This window comes from Kribbella sp. CCNWLW201 (genome assembly GCF_037203805.1).
Classification (GTDB): domain Bacteria; phylum Actinomycetota; class Actinomycetes; order Propionibacteriales; family Kribbellaceae; genus Kribbella.
This window is the reverse complement of the sequence record NZ_JBBCBQ010000002.1, coordinates 447,752-463,452: the sequence shown is the minus strand read 5'-3', so window position 1 is coordinate 463,452 and position 15,701 is coordinate 447,752. Positions and strand designations below refer to the sequence as shown.

The following is a 15,701-nucleotide window of genomic DNA, read 5'->3' as shown; positions in this document are numbered from 1 at the left end:
AAGGTCAGGTGAACGTCATAAGGCTTAGGTTGACCTCAGTAGCAAGGAGAAATCGAACAGTCACACTGCGGAGGCGGTCATCGCGGCCCGCTCGAGCGACTGGATCCGGCGCCGCCGCACCATGGTGTCCCAGGTGAAGATCGCCAGGGCCAGCCAGACCAGCCCGAACCCGGCCCACCGCATCGGCGACATCGCCTCGCGGAACAGCAGCACGGCGAGCGCGAACTGCATGCTCGGCGTGATGTAGTTCAGCAGTCCGAGCGTCGTCATCGACACCCGGGTCGAGGCCGCGCCGAACAGGATCAGCGGGACCGAGGTGATCGGCCCGGCCAGCATCACCACGATCAGGTACCAGGCGCCGTGATCCGCGACCGTCGCCTGCCCCTGGATCCCGAGTACGGCGATCGCCGCCAGCGCGACCGGTGCGACGGTGGCGGTCTCGATCGTCATCCCCTCGATCGCCCCGGCGCCGGCCTGCTTCTTCGCCAGCCCGTAGAGCCCGAACGAGAAGGTCAGGATGAGCGCCACCCACGGCGGCCGGCCGTTCTCGATGGTCAGCCCGATCACCGCGACGAAGGCGATCGCGAGCGCGGCCCACTGCAACCACCGCAGCCGCTCCTTGAGCACCACGACGCCGAGCAGCACGGTGAACAGCGGAGTGATGAAGTAGCCGAGAGAGGTCTCCACGATCCGGTTGTTGTGCACACCCCAGATGTAGGTGCCCCAGTTCACCGAGATCAGCACCGCGGCCGCGATCAACCGCCACCGCCGCCGCGGCTCCCGAAGGACCGCCTTCACCTGGCCGACCTTCCGCAGTACGACGACCAGCAGCGCGATCGTCACCATCGACCAGATGACCCGATGGGCCAGCACCTCGACGGCGCCGGAGCGGTCCAGCAGCTTCCAGTACAGCGGGAAGAGACCCCAGATCAGATACGCGGAGAGCCCGTAGATGAACCCTCTCCGCTGTTCTGGCACGCTGCTCAGCCTAGTCCTTCGACAGCCGCATCTGACTACTTTGCTCATGACGTGAGACGGACTGCTGCCGCCTCACCGGGCGCGCTGGCGTGATGCGGTTGGATAGAGAGGTGAACACGAGGAGGCACGCGTGGGTGTGAGGACCGGTCTGGTCTCGGTGACGTTCCGCCAGTTGCCGGCCGACGAGGTGGTGGAGGTCGCGGCCGGCGCCGGGTTGGCGGCGATCGAGTGGGGTGGCGACGTTCACGTGCCGCTCGGAAATCTGGCCAACGCCAAGCGGGTCAAGGCACTGTGTGACGACCGTGGACTCGCGATCGCGGCGTACGGCTCCTATCTGCGGGCCGGCAGCGTCGACCGTGAGGAGATGCGTTCCGCCGTCGCGACGGCCGAGGCGCTCGGCGCTCCGAGGATCCGCGTCTGGGCGGGCAACGTCGGTACGGCGGAAGCCGGAGTGGGGGACCGGATGGCGGTGACCCGCGGCCTGGCCGAGCTGGCCGACGTGGCGGCCGGCGCCGGGATCGAGATCGCGATGGAGTTCCACCGGAACACGCTGACCGACGAGGTCGACTCGACCATCACGTTGCTGCTCGACGTCGGCGCGCCCAACCTGAAGACCTACTGGCAGCCGCCGGTCGACCTCAGCGACGCCGAGTGCCTCGAGCAGCTCGAGGCACTGATGCCGTGGCTGACCACCGTCCACGTCTTCTCCTGGTGGCCGTCCAACACCCGGCTCCCGCTCTCCGGCCGCGAGTCGTTGTGGCGCCCGGTCCTCAGCCGCCTCGCCGCCGAAGAGCGTGAGATCAACGCATTGCTCGAGTTCGTCGCCGACGACTCCCCGGACCGCCTCACCAAGGACGCCGCCGACCTCCACTCCTGGATCTAGCCTGGCTCCACGGCAGGGCGGAGCGCTATGGATGGCTGCCCAGGGTTGTCGGAAAGTTTCGCTGAGGGCTGGCCAAAGGGTGGATTGTGCCGCAATGCTGGCCAGGACAGGTTCCTTCCCCGCCCCGGAGGTGTCCGATGTCCCAGCTCTTGAGTAAGCCCCTGCCCCGGATTCTGGCGATTCTCGCGTTGTTCGCGGCGATGCTGGCCGCGACGGTGACGACCCAGGTGGTCACCGCGACCAAGGCTCACGCGGACGGTTGTTACACGTGGGGTCGCACCCTCTCCCAAGGCGCCAGCGGCGAGGACGTGCGGCAACTGCAGATCCGGGTGGCCGGCTGGCCCGGGTACGGCGGTCATCTGGCCACCGACGGTGCGTTCGGGCCCGCGACGAAGGCGGCTGTGCAGCGGTTCCAGTCGGCGTACGGGCTCGGCGCCGACGGAGTCGCCGGACCGGCCACGTTCAGCAAGATCTACGAACTACAGGACGACGACTGTACGCCGATCCACTTCACGTACGCCGAGTTGGACGACGGCTGTGGCGGGTCCGGGTACGACGGTGGGCCGCTGAGTGAGGCGGCGACGAAAGCCAACGCGTTGCAGACCATGTGGCAGCTGGAGGCGATGCGGCACGCGCTCGGCGACCAGCCGCTCAACGTCACCAGCGGGTTCCGCAGTATCCCGTGCAACAACGCGGTCGGTGGAGCCAGCAACAGTCAGCACCTGTACGGCCGCGCAGCCGACCTGGTCGGTGTCCACTCGCTGTGCACGTTGGCCAAGCAAGCCCGCAACCACGGCTTCGGCGGCATCCTCGGCCCGGGCTACCCCGGCCACAACGACCACACCCACCTCGACATCCGGACCAGCAACTTCTGGGACGCACCCAACTGCGGCATCTAGCTCGCTCTCCCGCGGTTCTGGGAGGGTTTCTATCCCGATTCGGGCCGAAACCCTCCCAGGATCATGGAGAAAACCCTCCCCGGTCAGCTGCGACGTACCAGGTCGGTCAGTGTGAGACCGGCGGTTCGGTCCAGGTGGTGTGCGGTCAAACCCGCCTGCCGGGCCGCCACCACATCCAGCTCGAGGTTGTCGCCGATCATCACCGTGTCGGCCGGCTCGACACCCAGTGCCTGGCAGGTCTGCAGGTAGGCCTGCGGATCCGGCTTGCTGACCCCCAAGAGCTCCGACGTACACACCACGTCGACCAGGTCGGCCAGTCCGATCGCGGCCAGCTTGGCGTTCTGTTGCGTCGTACTCCCGTTCGTCAGTACGCCGATCCGCCAACCATTGCTCCGGGCAACTTCCAGTGCCGGCCGGGCGTCCGGGAACGCGGCCCAGTTCGCCTCGTACTGGCGCAGGAACCCGGCGAAGATCAGGTCCAGTTCCTCGTCGAGCGCCGGTACCGGCTGCCCGATCAGCGGCAGGAAGTCGCGCAACCGGCCGCGGCGCTGCCCTTGATGGGTGAGAGCGCCGGCCAGCCACTGGTTGAAGTTGCGGTCCTCGATGACGAACCACTGCGCGACGAGCTCGTCGGACCAGGTCCCGCCGAGTTCCGGCACCCAGGCGCGGATCGCGGCCGTTGCCGAGGCGGTGTGGTCGAAGAGGGTGTTGTCCAGGTCGAAGATGACCGCCTTCATGCGCGGACCAGCGAGTCGCGGTTCAGCTCGCGGTGGTTCGCGTACCCGGACAGTGCCAGCGTGAGATCGAGCTCGGCCAGGAAACACCGCAGTACATGCTCGACACCCGCCTGACCGGCCAGTGCGAGGCCGTACAGCAACGGCCGCCCGAGCAGCACCGCCTTGGCGCCGAGGGCGAGGGCTTTCGCCGCATCCGTGCCGGTACGGACACCTGAATCGAACAGCACGGTCAGCTGCTCACCGACCGCCTCGGCGATCGCGGGCAACGCGTCCAGCGAGGCGATCGCGCCGTCGACCTGGCGGCCGCCGTGGTTCGACACGACGATGCCGTCGACGCCGTTCTCGGCCGCGAGTTTGGCGTCGTCGACCGCGGTGATGCCCTTGAGCACGATCGGTCCGTCCCAGTTGTCGCGCAAGAACCCCAGCTCGTCCCAGCTCAGCCCGACGTTCGGGAACATCTGTGCCCAGTGCATGACGGCCGCGCCCGGGTCCTCCGCGACCGGCTTCACCAGCTTCGCCTGGAAGGCCGGGTCGCTGAAGTAGTTCGCCAGCCCCTCACCCTTGAGGAACGGCAGGAACCCGCGGTCCAGGTCGGCCGGTCGCCAGCCGAGCGTCCCGGTGTCGAGAGTGACGACCAGAACGCCGTACCCGCTGGCCTTCGCGCGTTGCAGGAAGCTCAGGCAGACGTCGCGATCGGTCGGCCAGTAGAGCTGGTACCACTTGCTGCTCGCCTCGATCTGCTCGAACGCGTGGCTCGCCTGCGTCGAGTGCGTGTAGGTCAGGCCGAGGGCGTCCGCGGCCCGCGCGGTCGCGAGTTCGCCGTCCGGATGGGCCAGCGTCTGGACGCCGATCGGGGCGATCAGCACCGGCGCCGGCATCGGCGTACCGAGGATCGTGCAGGACAGGTCGCGCTCGGTGCTGCCCCGGAGCATCCGCGGCACCAGCCGCCACTTGTCGAACGCGGCCAGGTTCGCCCGCGCGGTCGCACCGCTGCCGGCGCTCGGCACGATGTACCCCATCGCCTCGACCGACAGCTTCCCGGCCGCCTGGGACTCCAGCCGGGCCAGATCCGTGGTGATCTCCGGCCTGGTCCCTTGCAACATCCCCTGCAGGTAGATGCCCAGCTGGTGGTCGCCAAAGTTACCCATGCTGGATCCTTGCATGGGGCGAACCGCCAGGCCATCACAACTGGGCCTGTTGCGTGGTGCCTGCGCTCAGCGTCAGCGGCGAGCGCGGATTGTGATGGCCTGGCGGTCCGATGCCACAATCAGGTGTGACCGCCTCCGTAACTCCTGACACCAGGACCACCGCGCGGCATGTCGGGCTGGCGTTGTTCGCGCTGGCGACGGGTGGGTTCGCGATCGGGACCACCGAGTTCGTCACCATGGGGTTGTTGCCGCAGATCGCGGACGGAGTGGACATCTCGATCCCGACCGCCGGCCACGTCATCTCGGCGTACGCGATCGGGGTCGTGGTCGGTGCGCCGGTGATCGCGGCGCTCGGCGCGCGGACCGGGCGAAAGCGGCTGCTGCTCGGGCTGATGGCGGTCTTCGTACTCGGCAACGTGCTGTCGGCCGTTGCCTCCAGCTACGAGTTCCTGATGGCCGCGCGGTTCCTGACCGGCGTGCCGCACGGTGCGTTCTTCGGGATCGGCGCGGTGGTCGGTGCCTCGATGGTGCCGGTCAACCGGCGGGCCTGGGCGGTCTCGATGAGCATGGTCGGCCTGCCGGTCTCCAACATCATCGGCGTCCCGCTGATCACGCTGATGGGCCAGAAACTCGGCTGGCAAGCGCCGTTCCTGGCGGTCGGTGGGCTCGGTCTGCTGACACTGGTCGCGGTCTGGTTCTGGGTGACGCCGCAACCGGTCGGCGGCGACGTCAACGTCCGCAGCGAGCTGAGCGCGCTGTCCCGGCCGCAGGTGTGGATGGCGCTGCTGGTCGGCATGGTCGGGTTCGGCGGCATGTTCGCGACGTACTCGTACATCACCCCGACGATGACGGAACTGGCCGGTTTCTCCGAGGCCGCGGTCACCATCGTGCTGGCCGTGTACGGCGTCGGCATGACCTGCGGCACCGTCGTCGGCGGGCGGCTCGCCGACCGGTCCTTGATGGGGAGCCTGTACGGCGGCCTGATCGCGATCGCCGTCGTACTCGGAACGTTCGGCTGGCTCGCGCAGACCAAGCCGACCGCCTTGGTCGCGGTGTTCGCGATGGGGTTCTCGGCGAGCATCTTGGTCCCGGCGCTGCAGACCCGGCTGATGGATGTCGCGCACGAAGGGCAGTCGCTGGCCGCCTCGCTCAACCACTCGACGCTGAACATCGCGAACGCCCTTGGCGCCTGGCTCGGCAGCGTCGTACTGGCCGCCGGTCTTGGCTACGAATGGCCGAGCCGCCTCGGCGCCGGCCTCGCCGTGGCCGGTCTGATCCTCGCCCTGATCTCAGGTCTCATGGACCGACGGGGGACTCGCCTGACCCGCTGATCACCGGGGACTTGGTTAGATCGGTGTATGGCGACATTGACCTTGAGCGCCGCTGACGAGGTGCGGCGGCGCGGGCTGCGGCAGATGCGGTCGGTGGCGTTGGCATTGCTGGGGCTCGCGGCGGTGATCTACGTGGTCACACTGCACCGCGACGGCGGCTGGGGGTACGTGAACGCGGCGGCCGAGGCCGCGATGGTGGGTGCGCTGGCGGACTGGTTCGCGGTGACCGCGTTGTTCCGCCGGCCGCTCGGCCTGCCGATCCCGCACACCGCGATCGTGCCGACCCGCAAGGACAGCCTGGCCGAGAGCCTGGAGCAGTTCGTCACCGAGAACTTCCTCTCCGAGGAGGTGGTGGCGGAGAAGATGCGGACCGCCGAGGTGAGCCGGCGGGCCGGTGAGTGGCTTGCCTCCGGCAACCATGCCGAGCGGATCGTGGCCGAGGGGGCCCGGACCATCGGCGCGGCGTTGCCGAAGCTCGGCGACGAGGACGTGACCGCCTTCGTCCAGGGGTCGCTGCTGCCGCGGTTCGTGAAGGAGCCGTTGAGCCCGATCGCGGGCCACTTCCTGCAGTCGGTCGTCGACGACGGCGCGCACCACGCGCTGTTCGACCTGCTCATGGTCGAGGCGCACGACTGGCTGCGCGACAACCGCGAGTTGCTGGCCGAGGTCGTCGGTCCGCGGGCGCCGCGCTGGTCACCGCACTGGGTCGACCGGATGGTCATCGACCGGATCCATCGGGAGGCGCTGGCCTGGCTGGCCGACGTACGGGACAACCCGACGCATGCGGCCCGCAAGGCGATCGACCGGCTGCTCACCCAGCTCGCCGAAGATCTGCAGAACGACCCGGAGATGATGGATCGCTTCGAGGCGTTCAAGGCCCGGATGCTGACTCATCCCGACATGGGGTCCAGCCTCACCGCGGTGTGGGACGCCGTACGCACCGCACTGATCGACTCGATCGGCGACCCGGACAGTTCGTTGCGGGTGCGGGCGACCAAGGCCCTGCAGGACCTGGGCAAACGGCTCCAGACCGACGACGCGCTGCGAGCGAAGGTGGACGACCGCGCGGCCGAGGCGGTCGGGTACGTCATCCGCACCTACGGCAGTGAGATCGTCTCGGTCATCTCCGACACGATCGAGCGCTGGGACGGTCGCGAGGCCGCCGCCCGGATCGAGCTGCACGTCGGCCGCGACCTCCAGTTCATCCGGATCAACGGCACCGTCGTCGGCGCCCTGGTCGGCCTGATCATCCACACCGTGAGCGAGCTGCTGTGACTCCTGCGACGACGTTCATCCGGAAACGTAAACGCCCCACGGGTTGCGGTCTCTGGCCGACGTACCTGCTGGGAACCGACGAATACGGGACCTGGCTCTTCACGCCTCAGCACTCGAGGCACCGCGACAGCGACGGGGCCTTCTGCGAGGTGGCACAGACGAGCCCGGGTGGACCTGGTGAACACGCGCTGCATCTTGTCCCGCACGACGGATGGTGGTTCGCGACGTGGCGGCCGAGCGGGGTGCTGGTCGCGGACGTGAGCACGCCACCGGTCCTGATCGACAACGAGTGGACGTACGTCGACCTCGAACTCGACCCGTACTGGCGCCCGGACGGCAGCATCGGCACCCAAGACTGGGACGACCTGGCCGAGGCCCGCCGGAACGGCCTGATCGACGACGCCGAACACGAGGCGGCCGTGTCAGCCTCGCGCACCCTCGAACACCACTTCACCAACGCCACAGAACCCTTTGGCGCCCACGGCTGGACCCGCCTCACCGCGGCGATCGCCCTCAACCTCCCGCCCCTCACCGACTTCGGGGACCAACCGGTGCAGTAGGACAGGACGTATAACCCCACTGCGCCGCGCCGACGCGCGCGCAGAGGCGGAGCAGGAGGAGCGCGCTCCGAACACCTCCTGTCGTTATGTCCCGGCGGCGATCAGTAGCGACGTCCCGACGGCCAGGTCGATGACGCCGCAGTACTCGGACCAGGGGCGGTTGACGACCTTGTTCAGGCGGAAGTGGTACGCGTCCCACGCTCCGTGACACAGCCAGCCGAGGCCGGCCAGCACGATCGCCGTCGTCGACTCGGTCGCGACGACCAGCACGGTGATCGCTCCGAAGAAGACCATCCCGGCGGTCTCCAAGGTGAAGGTCGACTCGGTGAACCGGCGCCGCGCGATCGCCCACAACCACAGCACGATCAGCACCACCGTCATCCCGATGCCGGGCTCGACCGACCACACGTCCGCCTCGGCGAGAGTGTGGAACACCGACGCCACCGCACTCAGTACGGCGAACGCGACCCACGCCGTCCACGGCCGCCCGATCGCGTACGCCATCAGGTAGATCCCGGCCATGGTCGCGACCGCGGGCCCGAAGAACTCGGCCTCACGATCCGTCGCGAGGATCAGCACGAGTGCGCCGGCAACGGTGACCAGCGCCAGCGCCGTCGGCCACCTGTCGGCCAGCCCGCCACGTGATGCCGTGTTCGTCATGGCCCGATCCTGCGGAACACCGGCGGCCGAGGTGTCGGCCGAGGGCTGATCGCGTCCGGATCCGTGCGGAAGCAGACCGGATTCCTGCGGTCAGCCGGCCCGTTCCCGGCGGTACCTCGACGGAGGGACGCCGTACCGATCGAGGAACGCCTGCCGGAGCGACTCGGTCGAGCCGAAGCCGCACTGCCGCGCGACCGCCGCGAGCGGGACCTCGGCCGACACCACCAGGTGCGCGGCCGCCTCGGTCCGGACACCGCGGACGTACTGCGCCGGCGTCTGCTCCACGTGGGTCAGGAACAACCGCGACAGGTGCCGCTCGCTGACTCCGGCGAAGCGGGCCAGTGCCGGCGTACTCAGGTCGGTGCTGAGCTGGCTGTGGATGTGGTCGCGAAGGCGGCGGACCAGCAGATCACCGCTCAGCCGGGTCGCCACGAACATGCTCATCTGCGACTGCCCGCCCGGCCGTTGCAGGTACGCGACTGTCCCCATCGCGACACCGCGGGCCAGCGCCTCGCCGTGATCCTCCTCGATGAAGGACAACGTCAGATCCAGCGCGCTGGTGACCCCACCTGACGTCGCGACGTGCCCGTCCCGGATGTAGATCGGGTCGGCGTCGACCTGCACGTCCGGGTATCCGGCCGCGAGCTGGTCGGCGTACATCCAATGCGTCGTCACCCGTCGGCCGCTGAGCAGGCCCGCCTCGGCCAGCACGGTCGCACCCGTGCACGCCGAGCTGACTCGACGAGCCAGCGCGGCGAGCCGTCGTACGTGCCCGATCAAGCTGCGATTCGCCGCGGCCTGCTCGTGCCCGAGCCCGCCGGACACCAGCAGCGTGTCGAAGGGTTCCGTGAACCGCTCGAGCGCCTCGTCGGCCTGCAACTGCAGACCCGAGTCGCACTTGATGGCGCGACCGCCCAGCGTCAGCAGCACAGTCCGGTACGGCGGACTCGCGCCGATCCGATTGGCGATATCCAGACACGACGTCACACAGGCGACGTCCAGCAACTCGACACCGTCGTACCCCACCACCAGGACCACCCGGTCGTCCATCCGGCCAAGGTAACCGCAGCGACTGCCCGGCAACAGACGTGGTCGCACTTGACGACTGACGACGGCTGCCGCCTCTGGACAGCGGTCACCGGCACCGGCCCGCCCGTCGTCCTGGTCCACGGCGGACCCGGCTGGTGGTACCGCCGACGCGTCGCCGAGATCCTCGCCCCCGAACCCTCCGACGCCCCCTGGATCGCCCGCATCTCAACAGGTTTCGCCAACCGCACTACAGCCCTGACCCAAGCCCACCGCCTCAACACCCCACGCTTCGAGCCCAACCACCCCTGCGCCGAAGCCCTCCGCGCCATCCCGAACCGCGCCGCCCTCTACCATCAAATCGCCGTACCAACACTCCTCAAAGGTCGCGACCTGGGCTCGGCTTCTTGCCGCCCATGACTTCGCCGACCTCGTCCTTGCCGTTGATGATCCAGAACAAGGCGAAGTAGACGACGAAGCCTGCCGCGAGGCCGATCGAGTACCAGCCGAACAAGGTCTTGTCCTTGAACAGCCCGGTGACGGCGGCACCGCCGACCGCGGCGATCACCGTGGAGATGTCGGACAGCGCGGCTCGATCGGACCGTCGTATCAGTGTGCGGTAGGTGATCCAGCCGACCACCAGCCCGAAACAGAGCGCGCCAACGCCCGCAATCGACATCGCGATTCCTTTCCTAGGACCGCTCCAGTATCAGGTCCATCGAGCAGAACGGTGTGTAGACCAGCCCGGCGATATTGCCTTTCCGGAGCAGGTCGATGCGGGCCCGGTAGAGCGCCGTACCGACCGACACTCCGTCCGGGCCGGCGAAGTGCCGGTAGAAGTTCAGTGCCATCTCGCCCGCGACCCGTTGGGACACGGAGATCTCGGTGCCGACCACACCGGCGGCATGCAGGCCGGCGAACGCGTCGACGAAGCTGACCACGTCCGATGGTTGCAGCGCGGCCGTTTCGCAGCCGTTGATGAACACCAGCGGCGCCGTCTCGCTCCAGTGGCTCGAACCCCAGCCGCCGGCCTCGTGCCAGGCGCCGAGGGAGCCCGGCGCGATCCGGGTGTCCGTCCCGATCTCGAGGTACGGCATGACGACATCGGCCTGCATCTCGGTCCGGCCATGGCAGTAGAAGTAGGCCAGCGGCAACCGAGGGTCGGCCAGGGTCGCCTCCAGAGTTGACCTGTCGTCGCAGGGCACCAGTTCGAACCAGTCGGCCAGACACTGCTCGAGGTCGGAGAAGTGGGTCGTGGTCAACGTCTGGTTCAGCGCCAGGCTGCGAGCCGCGGCCGCCCGGGCCGGTGCCGCCACCTTGATGCTGGTGCGCAACGTGCCGGACCGCACCGACGGCGGTTGCTCGATCAGGTGCCGGAAACCCCAGAAACCATAGGGGCAGATGACGTTCAGCCCGTGCGAGGCTTCGTGCGGGCATCGGCTCGGATAGTCCCGCAAAGAGGCCTGCTGGACCTCCCAATCCTCGAGGATCTGGCAGAGCGTGCCGTCCTCCTCCGGATCGCGGGGGATGTCGTAGATCAGCGCCCACGGAAAGACCGTGCGGGTCGCGCGGCTGATCTGGATCTTCGCCCGGTAGGCCAGTTGCTCGCGCAGATCGCTCCGGTCACGGACATCCGGTACGACGGCCTGCCACAACTGGGCACCGCTCAAGGCCATCCGCCGCAGATCGTTGATGAAGTCGGCGGTGCGCTTCCGGTTGTCCTCGTCGTACTGCGATTTGTTGCCGCTAGCACCTAATGTGATCTCGGTCAGCCGTTTGCGGACCGCGGTCAGAACCGTGGTGGCCTGGCCGTCGCTGACCGTGACCGCGATCGCCTGCTTGCTGTTGTTCACCACGATCGTGTGCGTCCCGCTCGCACCGTCGTTGGTCAGGATGCTCAAGGCACGCCCTGGGAGCTCCGGCGCCCTGGCGGCGTCGTCGGTCAGTGCGAAGTCGACGATGCCCTTGATCTGGCTGGTGCCGCGCTCGGAGGTGTGGACGTCGAAGTCGACGCGGACCGACTGGATCACGTTGTTCCGGTGGTACAGCGTGACGCGCAGGCTGGCCGCGCCGAGCTGCTCGGTGGTCTCGAACGGGACGTACAGGTAAGGGCTGGCGCCGTTCAATGGCAGGAACAGCCGATGCAGCCGCGACTCCACTTCGACATCGCAGCTGCTGACGACGACGTCGAACTGGTAGCCGTCGGCGTCATCAGGTTGCAGTTCGTCGACCCGGACCGGGACCGGGTTGATGACGACGGAATCCTCGACCAGCGGACCGACATCGATCCGGACCCCGTAGCGGTCTTCGGTCCGGAGGGAGGTGGTCGCCGCGAGCACCTGCTGCCGGGCGTTGGTGAGCGCCACGTTGAGCACCCGGGCCGGCGGACTGAGCTCGGTCTGCACGAATCGCCGGCGCCCGAGACCCGGGCGGATGAGTTCGCCGCTCGAGAGTCTGGCGACCGACTGTTCGAGGAACGCGGCGCTCCATTCCACCCGGGAGTTGGTCGGAGACAGATTGACCTCGGCGAACGCCCCGGAGGGTTGGTGCTCCTGCACGTGCTCGAGTGCCGTACGGCGGCTGACGCTGCCCAGCGTGAGGCGTGCACCGTCGTGGAAGTCCACGGTCGCCGGTACGCCGTTGAATCGCTTGTAGTACAGGTCCACCACGCGCTGCGTGTCGTCCGGCCGCGCGATCGACAGGCTGACCTCGAAGCTCGACGCCGGCGTGTCGAAATACCGGCGACCGGGATCGAATCCACCGGCGACGCTGCGCCGAATGATCTCCGCCGGATCCCCCACCACTGGCTCCTCATCCGCCGGTCCTTCGTCCACCGGTCCTTCGTCCACCGGCACATGCCAGGAGGGCTCAGGTTCGTTCACCACTCCTCCTGGGAAGGAGGTTTCAGCAAGCTCTTCCCAGGAGTAATCCGGCGGCAGGATGGGATTCCCCAGTGCTGACAGGCGGACTACGTCCGGCAGGCCGCGCAGCGTGCTGAGCCGGTTGTCGTCCAGGTAGAGCTCCTCGAGCGGCAACTCCCGAAGTACGGCGACCGCCTCCGACGTGAGGTAGTTGCCGGACAAGTCCAGTCGCCGCAGTGCACGCAACTGATCGAATCCGGCCGGGAGGGCATCGAGGTCGTTGCCGCTGAGGTCCAGTGACGTCAGGGTCGGCGGGCCCGGCGGCGTCGCGAGTTCTGTCAACCTGTTGTTCGCCGCGTCGAGCACCAGCAGGCCCGGTACCTCCGCGAGCGGCGAGATGTCGCGGAGATTGTTGCCGGAGACATCGACCCGGCGTAACTCGTGACAGCTCCGGATCGTCGATGGGATCGACCGCAGCCGATTGTCGGACACATCGAGAACCCTGAGCGCGGTCAGCAGACCGACCTCGTCAGGCAGCTCGGCCAGCCGATTGCCGGCCAGGATGAGGCGTTGAAGTCGCGGCGCCGCGAACAGCCAGCGTGGCAGGTCAGTCAGCCGGTTCCCGCTGAGGTCAAGACTGGTCAGGAAGGAGTAGTCGTGCGACAGCCGGTCCGGCAGCGCCGGCAATCCCAACCGGCGCAAGGACAAGTGCCCGGTCCGCATCCAGGACTGGTCCGCGATCGCCGCTTCAGCGCGAGCCTGATCGTCCCGCCGGCCTGAGTAGCCCGGCGGCTGCTCACTCATGCCTCCACCTCGCTGGCGCTCGCCTCCGGCACGAGCGAGAGCTCAGCTGTGCCTTTTGTTCGCTCGCTACGCCCGCTCATGCACTGTCCTCTTCGTCGGACGCTCCGGCCGCCAGCAGCAGCGCGATCGTGTCGTGGTGCTCCTTCGCGCGGGCGTTCCCCAGCGCGGTGGCGCCGCGGCGGGATCGTACGGTCGGATCGGCGCCGAAGTTCAGCAGCACCTCGACCGACCCGGACGTCATCCCCAGGCTCGCGAGGATCAGCGCGGACTCGCCTTCGTCGTTGGTGGCGTTGATGTTCGCGCCGGCCTCCGCCAGGATCCGGACGCATTTCTCGCCGCGGGCGGCGAAGGCGAAGTCTCCCCGCGGCCCGTTCCGTCGGCCGTCACTCGCCCGCAGCAGAGCAGTCGCCCCGTGCCGATCCCGGACATCGATCTGGGCACCGCGATCGAGCAGATAGGCAAGAGCATCGGGATCGCTCCGGCCGGCGGCGACCATCAGGGCCGTGGCGCCGTCGTCGGTCTCCTCGTCGACGTCGGCGCCGTGCGCGAGCAGGTCGTCGGCGAGCTCGCGGACCCTTCGACCCGCGGCGACGGCGTAGTGGAGGCTCGTCCAGCCGAGGTCCGTGCTCATCCTCGGATCGGCGCCGGCGCGCAGCAGCGCCCTGACCACGTCGAGCTCGGCGTGCGCCGCCGCATGCATCAACGCGGTCATCCCCGGGTCGTCCGCGGCGTCCAGGTCGGCCCCGGCCGCGACGAGTACGTCGACCGCGAGCGGGGACCGGGCCAGCATGAGCGGCGTACGTCCATCGCTTGAGCGCGCCGCCACATCGGCACCTCGCCGGATCAACTCGTCCAGGGGCGCGCTGGACCACGCCGCGTGGTGCAAGGCCGTCATTCCGTCCGAGTCCGCACGCGCGACGTCCGCTCCCGCCTCCAGCAGAACGCGAACCGCGTCGGCATTCCCGGTCGTGGCGGCCACGATCAGCGGAGTCTGCCCTTCGGCGTTCGGGTGATCGATGCGAGCGCCTGCGGCGAGCAGGCGCGTGACCAGGTCGGCGCTGCGCGTCGCGGCGTCGGTCAGCAACGTCTGTCCGTCGTCGGTGACGATGCCGTCGAGACTGAGTCCGGAGTCGCGCAAGTGCCTGATCGTCGCCCACAACGCGCCGAGGTCCGGACCGTCGTACTCCAGTTGGTCTCCGGTCTGCTCGACGTACCCGCTGACGCCCAGATCCTGGAGGCCGGGGTCGGTGCCCTGGAAGTAGGCGAGGACTCGCTCCACGGCGGCGGGGCGGGCGCCGCGCACGGTCACGCGCAAGAGCTCCGGCAGATTCTCCGGATCGACTTGGCGTAGGTCCGCGCCCTCCTCGACGGCGTCGCAGTTGTCCAGGTCCGACCCGGTGCGGCGGAGGTTCTGGGCGTAACGGCCGGGCGGTCGGTCGGCGACACCGAGGAGATAGCGAAGATCGCCTTCGTCCGTTCCCGATCGGCCGGCCGCCGGGAGACCGTCGAACCACTCCTGCGCAGCGGTCGCGGAGTCCCCGACGTCCACCAGCGTCCGAAGCTCGACGATGCTCGGTAGTGGCGGCGTCCCGCTGATGCCGAGATGGAAGATCCCTCGCCGGGACACGGCCGCTGCCGTCTGCGCGGGCTCGGCGTTGAACAGTCGAATGATGCGGTAGGCAATCGGCACCGCGGCGTGCAGGTCGATCGGACCGCCCTCGGCGCTGAGCGACAAGTGGAGATAGTCGCCCAGTGGTTGTTGCACGAGGCTACAGATCAGGGTCAGGCCTCCCGGCAGTTGCCTGACCCGTGGATCGCCGGGCTGGACGGCGCGGTTCCGGATGCTCAGCGCGGTCCTGAGCAGGTCGGGCAGTACTCGGCCAACCGCCTTCAGCAGCTCAGGACCGGCAACAACCGGACGCTGGGTGCGGGGAGCCGTGACGGCGTCGACGATGTGGTGGCCGAGCTCGTGACCGATCGTGCCGAGGAGCGAACCCAGGTCCGCCCTGGTCAGCAGGAAATTGCGACCGAAGCTGAGCGAATCGTCGGCGGCCCCGCCTGGCACGATCCTGGTCGACGTCAGAACCCGGTCGAGGATTGCAAGCTGCTCTGCGGTCGAGACCACGTCAGGGGCAACGGCTCCGAAGGTGCCTGCGAAAGCACACAGCACGTAGGCCTTGAGAGCTTCCACCTCGAGTACGGCGTGACGCCGCACCAGACGCTTGAACGGTTCGAGGTCGTCCCGCACCAGCCGTGTAGTGGCGGCCACGGCCGGCAGGTTCTCGAGCATGCCGAGCGGCTGGAAGCCGCTGGTGTACACCTGCAGCAGAGGCGAGTCCGCCGGCTCACCCAGCTCATCGGCCAGCAGCCCGGCCAGGGTGTCGACAGCTCGACTGTCCCCGGCCATGGCCAACTGCCGCAGTATCTCTACCGCGTTGCCGGCGGCAGCACGCCCAGGCGCGTCCGTCACCAGCTCCGCGAGTACGTCGTACGCCCCCACGCCTGCCCCCTCACAACCCCAGAAACCCCAACGATAGAG

The 15,701-nt window shown here is 68.5% G+C and carries 13 protein-coding genes; 5 read left to right on the top strand and 8 right to left on the bottom strand.

Going from position 1 to position 15,701, the window contains the following annotated elements:
• Positions 1-60: 60 nt before the first annotated feature.
• Entirely contained in the window at positions 61-978 is a 918-nt protein-coding gene (gene rarD, locus V9K99_RS11995; RefSeq protein WP_337002271.1) for an EamA family transporter RarD, read from the bottom strand.
• Positions 979-1,108: 130 nt separating this feature from the next.
• On the opposite strand from rarD, the gene V9K99_RS11990 reads away from it, so the two are divergent.
• Both V9K99_RS11990 and V9K99_RS11985 read left to right on the top strand, forming a co-directional pair.
• The gene (locus V9K99_RS11990) at positions 1,109-1,861 is read left to right on the top strand and encodes a sugar phosphate isomerase/epimerase family protein (protein ID WP_337002273.1); all 753 of its coding nucleotides are present in this window, start codon (positions 1,109-1,111) and stop codon (positions 1,859-1,861) included.
• 137 nt (positions 1,862-1,998) lie between these two features.
• The gene (locus tag V9K99_RS11985) at positions 1,999-2,760 is read left to right on the top strand and encodes a D-Ala-D-Ala carboxypeptidase family metallohydrolase (RefSeq protein WP_337002275.1); all 762 of its coding nucleotides are present in this window, start codon (positions 1,999-2,001) and stop codon (positions 2,758-2,760) included.
• 83 nt (positions 2,761-2,843) lie between these two features.
• Here V9K99_RS11985 and V9K99_RS11980 read toward each other — a convergent pair whose 3' ends face one another.
• Together V9K99_RS11980 and V9K99_RS11975 are read right to left on the bottom strand one after the other, a co-directional pair.
• Complete coding sequence (locus tag V9K99_RS11980) at positions 2,844-3,497, bottom strand: HAD family hydrolase (protein ID WP_337002277.1); 654 nt, start codon at positions 3,495-3,497, stop codon at positions 2,844-2,846.
• Entirely contained in the window at positions 3,494-4,645 is a 1,152-nt protein-coding gene (locus V9K99_RS11975) for an alpha-hydroxy-acid oxidizing protein (RefSeq protein WP_337002279.1), read from the bottom strand. The genes V9K99_RS11980 and V9K99_RS11975 overlap by 4 nt, the downstream gene beginning before the upstream one ends.
• A 125-nt stretch (positions 4,646-4,770) precedes the next feature.
• Here V9K99_RS11975 and V9K99_RS11970 point away from each other — a divergent pair, with 125 nt between their 5' ends.
• From V9K99_RS11970 to V9K99_RS11960, 3 genes are all read left to right on the top strand, one after another.
• A complete protein-coding gene (locus V9K99_RS11970; protein WP_337002281.1) occupies positions 4,771-5,976 on the top strand; it encodes an MFS transporter in 1,206 nt (401 codons plus the stop codon).
• 27 nt (positions 5,977-6,003) lie between these two features.
• Positions 6,004-7,251: a DUF445 domain-containing protein gene (locus V9K99_RS11965; RefSeq protein ID WP_337002283.1), complete on the top strand. Its 1,248-nt coding sequence runs from the start codon at positions 6,004-6,006 to the stop codon at positions 7,249-7,251.
• Between the two features lie 149 nt (positions 7,252-7,400).
• Positions 7,401-7,811: a DUF402 domain-containing protein gene (locus tag V9K99_RS11960; RefSeq protein ID WP_337002285.1), complete on the top strand. Its 411-nt coding sequence runs from the start codon at positions 7,401-7,403 to the stop codon at positions 7,809-7,811.
• Between the two features lie 84 nt (positions 7,812-7,895).
• Here the strand turns inward: V9K99_RS11960 and V9K99_RS11955 are convergent, their stop codons facing one another.
• The 5 genes from V9K99_RS11955 to V9K99_RS11935 all read right to left on the bottom strand — a co-directional run bounded on the left by V9K99_RS11955 (position 7,896) and on the right by V9K99_RS11935 (position 15,662).
• Positions 7,896-8,471, bottom strand: a complete 576-nt coding sequence (locus V9K99_RS11955) for a hypothetical protein (protein WP_337002286.1) — start codon at positions 8,469-8,471, stop codon at positions 7,896-7,898.
• Positions 8,472-8,561: 90 nt separating this feature from the next.
• Positions 8,562-9,521 (bottom strand): GlxA family transcriptional regulator, encoded by a 960-nt coding sequence (locus V9K99_RS11950; RefSeq protein ID WP_337002288.1) that lies wholly within the window; start codon positions 9,519-9,521, stop codon positions 8,562-8,564.
• A gap of 355 nt (positions 9,522-9,876) precedes the next feature.
• Positions 9,877-10,176: a hypothetical protein gene (locus tag V9K99_RS11945; RefSeq protein ID WP_337002290.1), complete on the bottom strand. Its 300-nt coding sequence runs from the start codon at positions 10,174-10,176 to the stop codon at positions 9,877-9,879.
• Between the two features lie 13 nt (positions 10,177-10,189).
• Positions 10,190-13,162, bottom strand: coding sequence for a leucine-rich repeat domain-containing protein (locus V9K99_RS11940; protein WP_337002292.1), 2,973 nt, complete (start codon positions 13,160-13,162; stop codon positions 10,190-10,192).
• Positions 13,163-13,238: 76 nt separating this feature from the next.
• Positions 13,239-15,662, bottom strand: a complete 2,424-nt coding sequence (locus tag V9K99_RS11935; RefSeq protein WP_337002294.1) for an ankyrin repeat domain-containing protein — start codon at positions 15,660-15,662, stop codon at positions 13,239-13,241.
• Between the last annotated feature and the right edge of the window lie 39 nt (positions 15,663-15,701).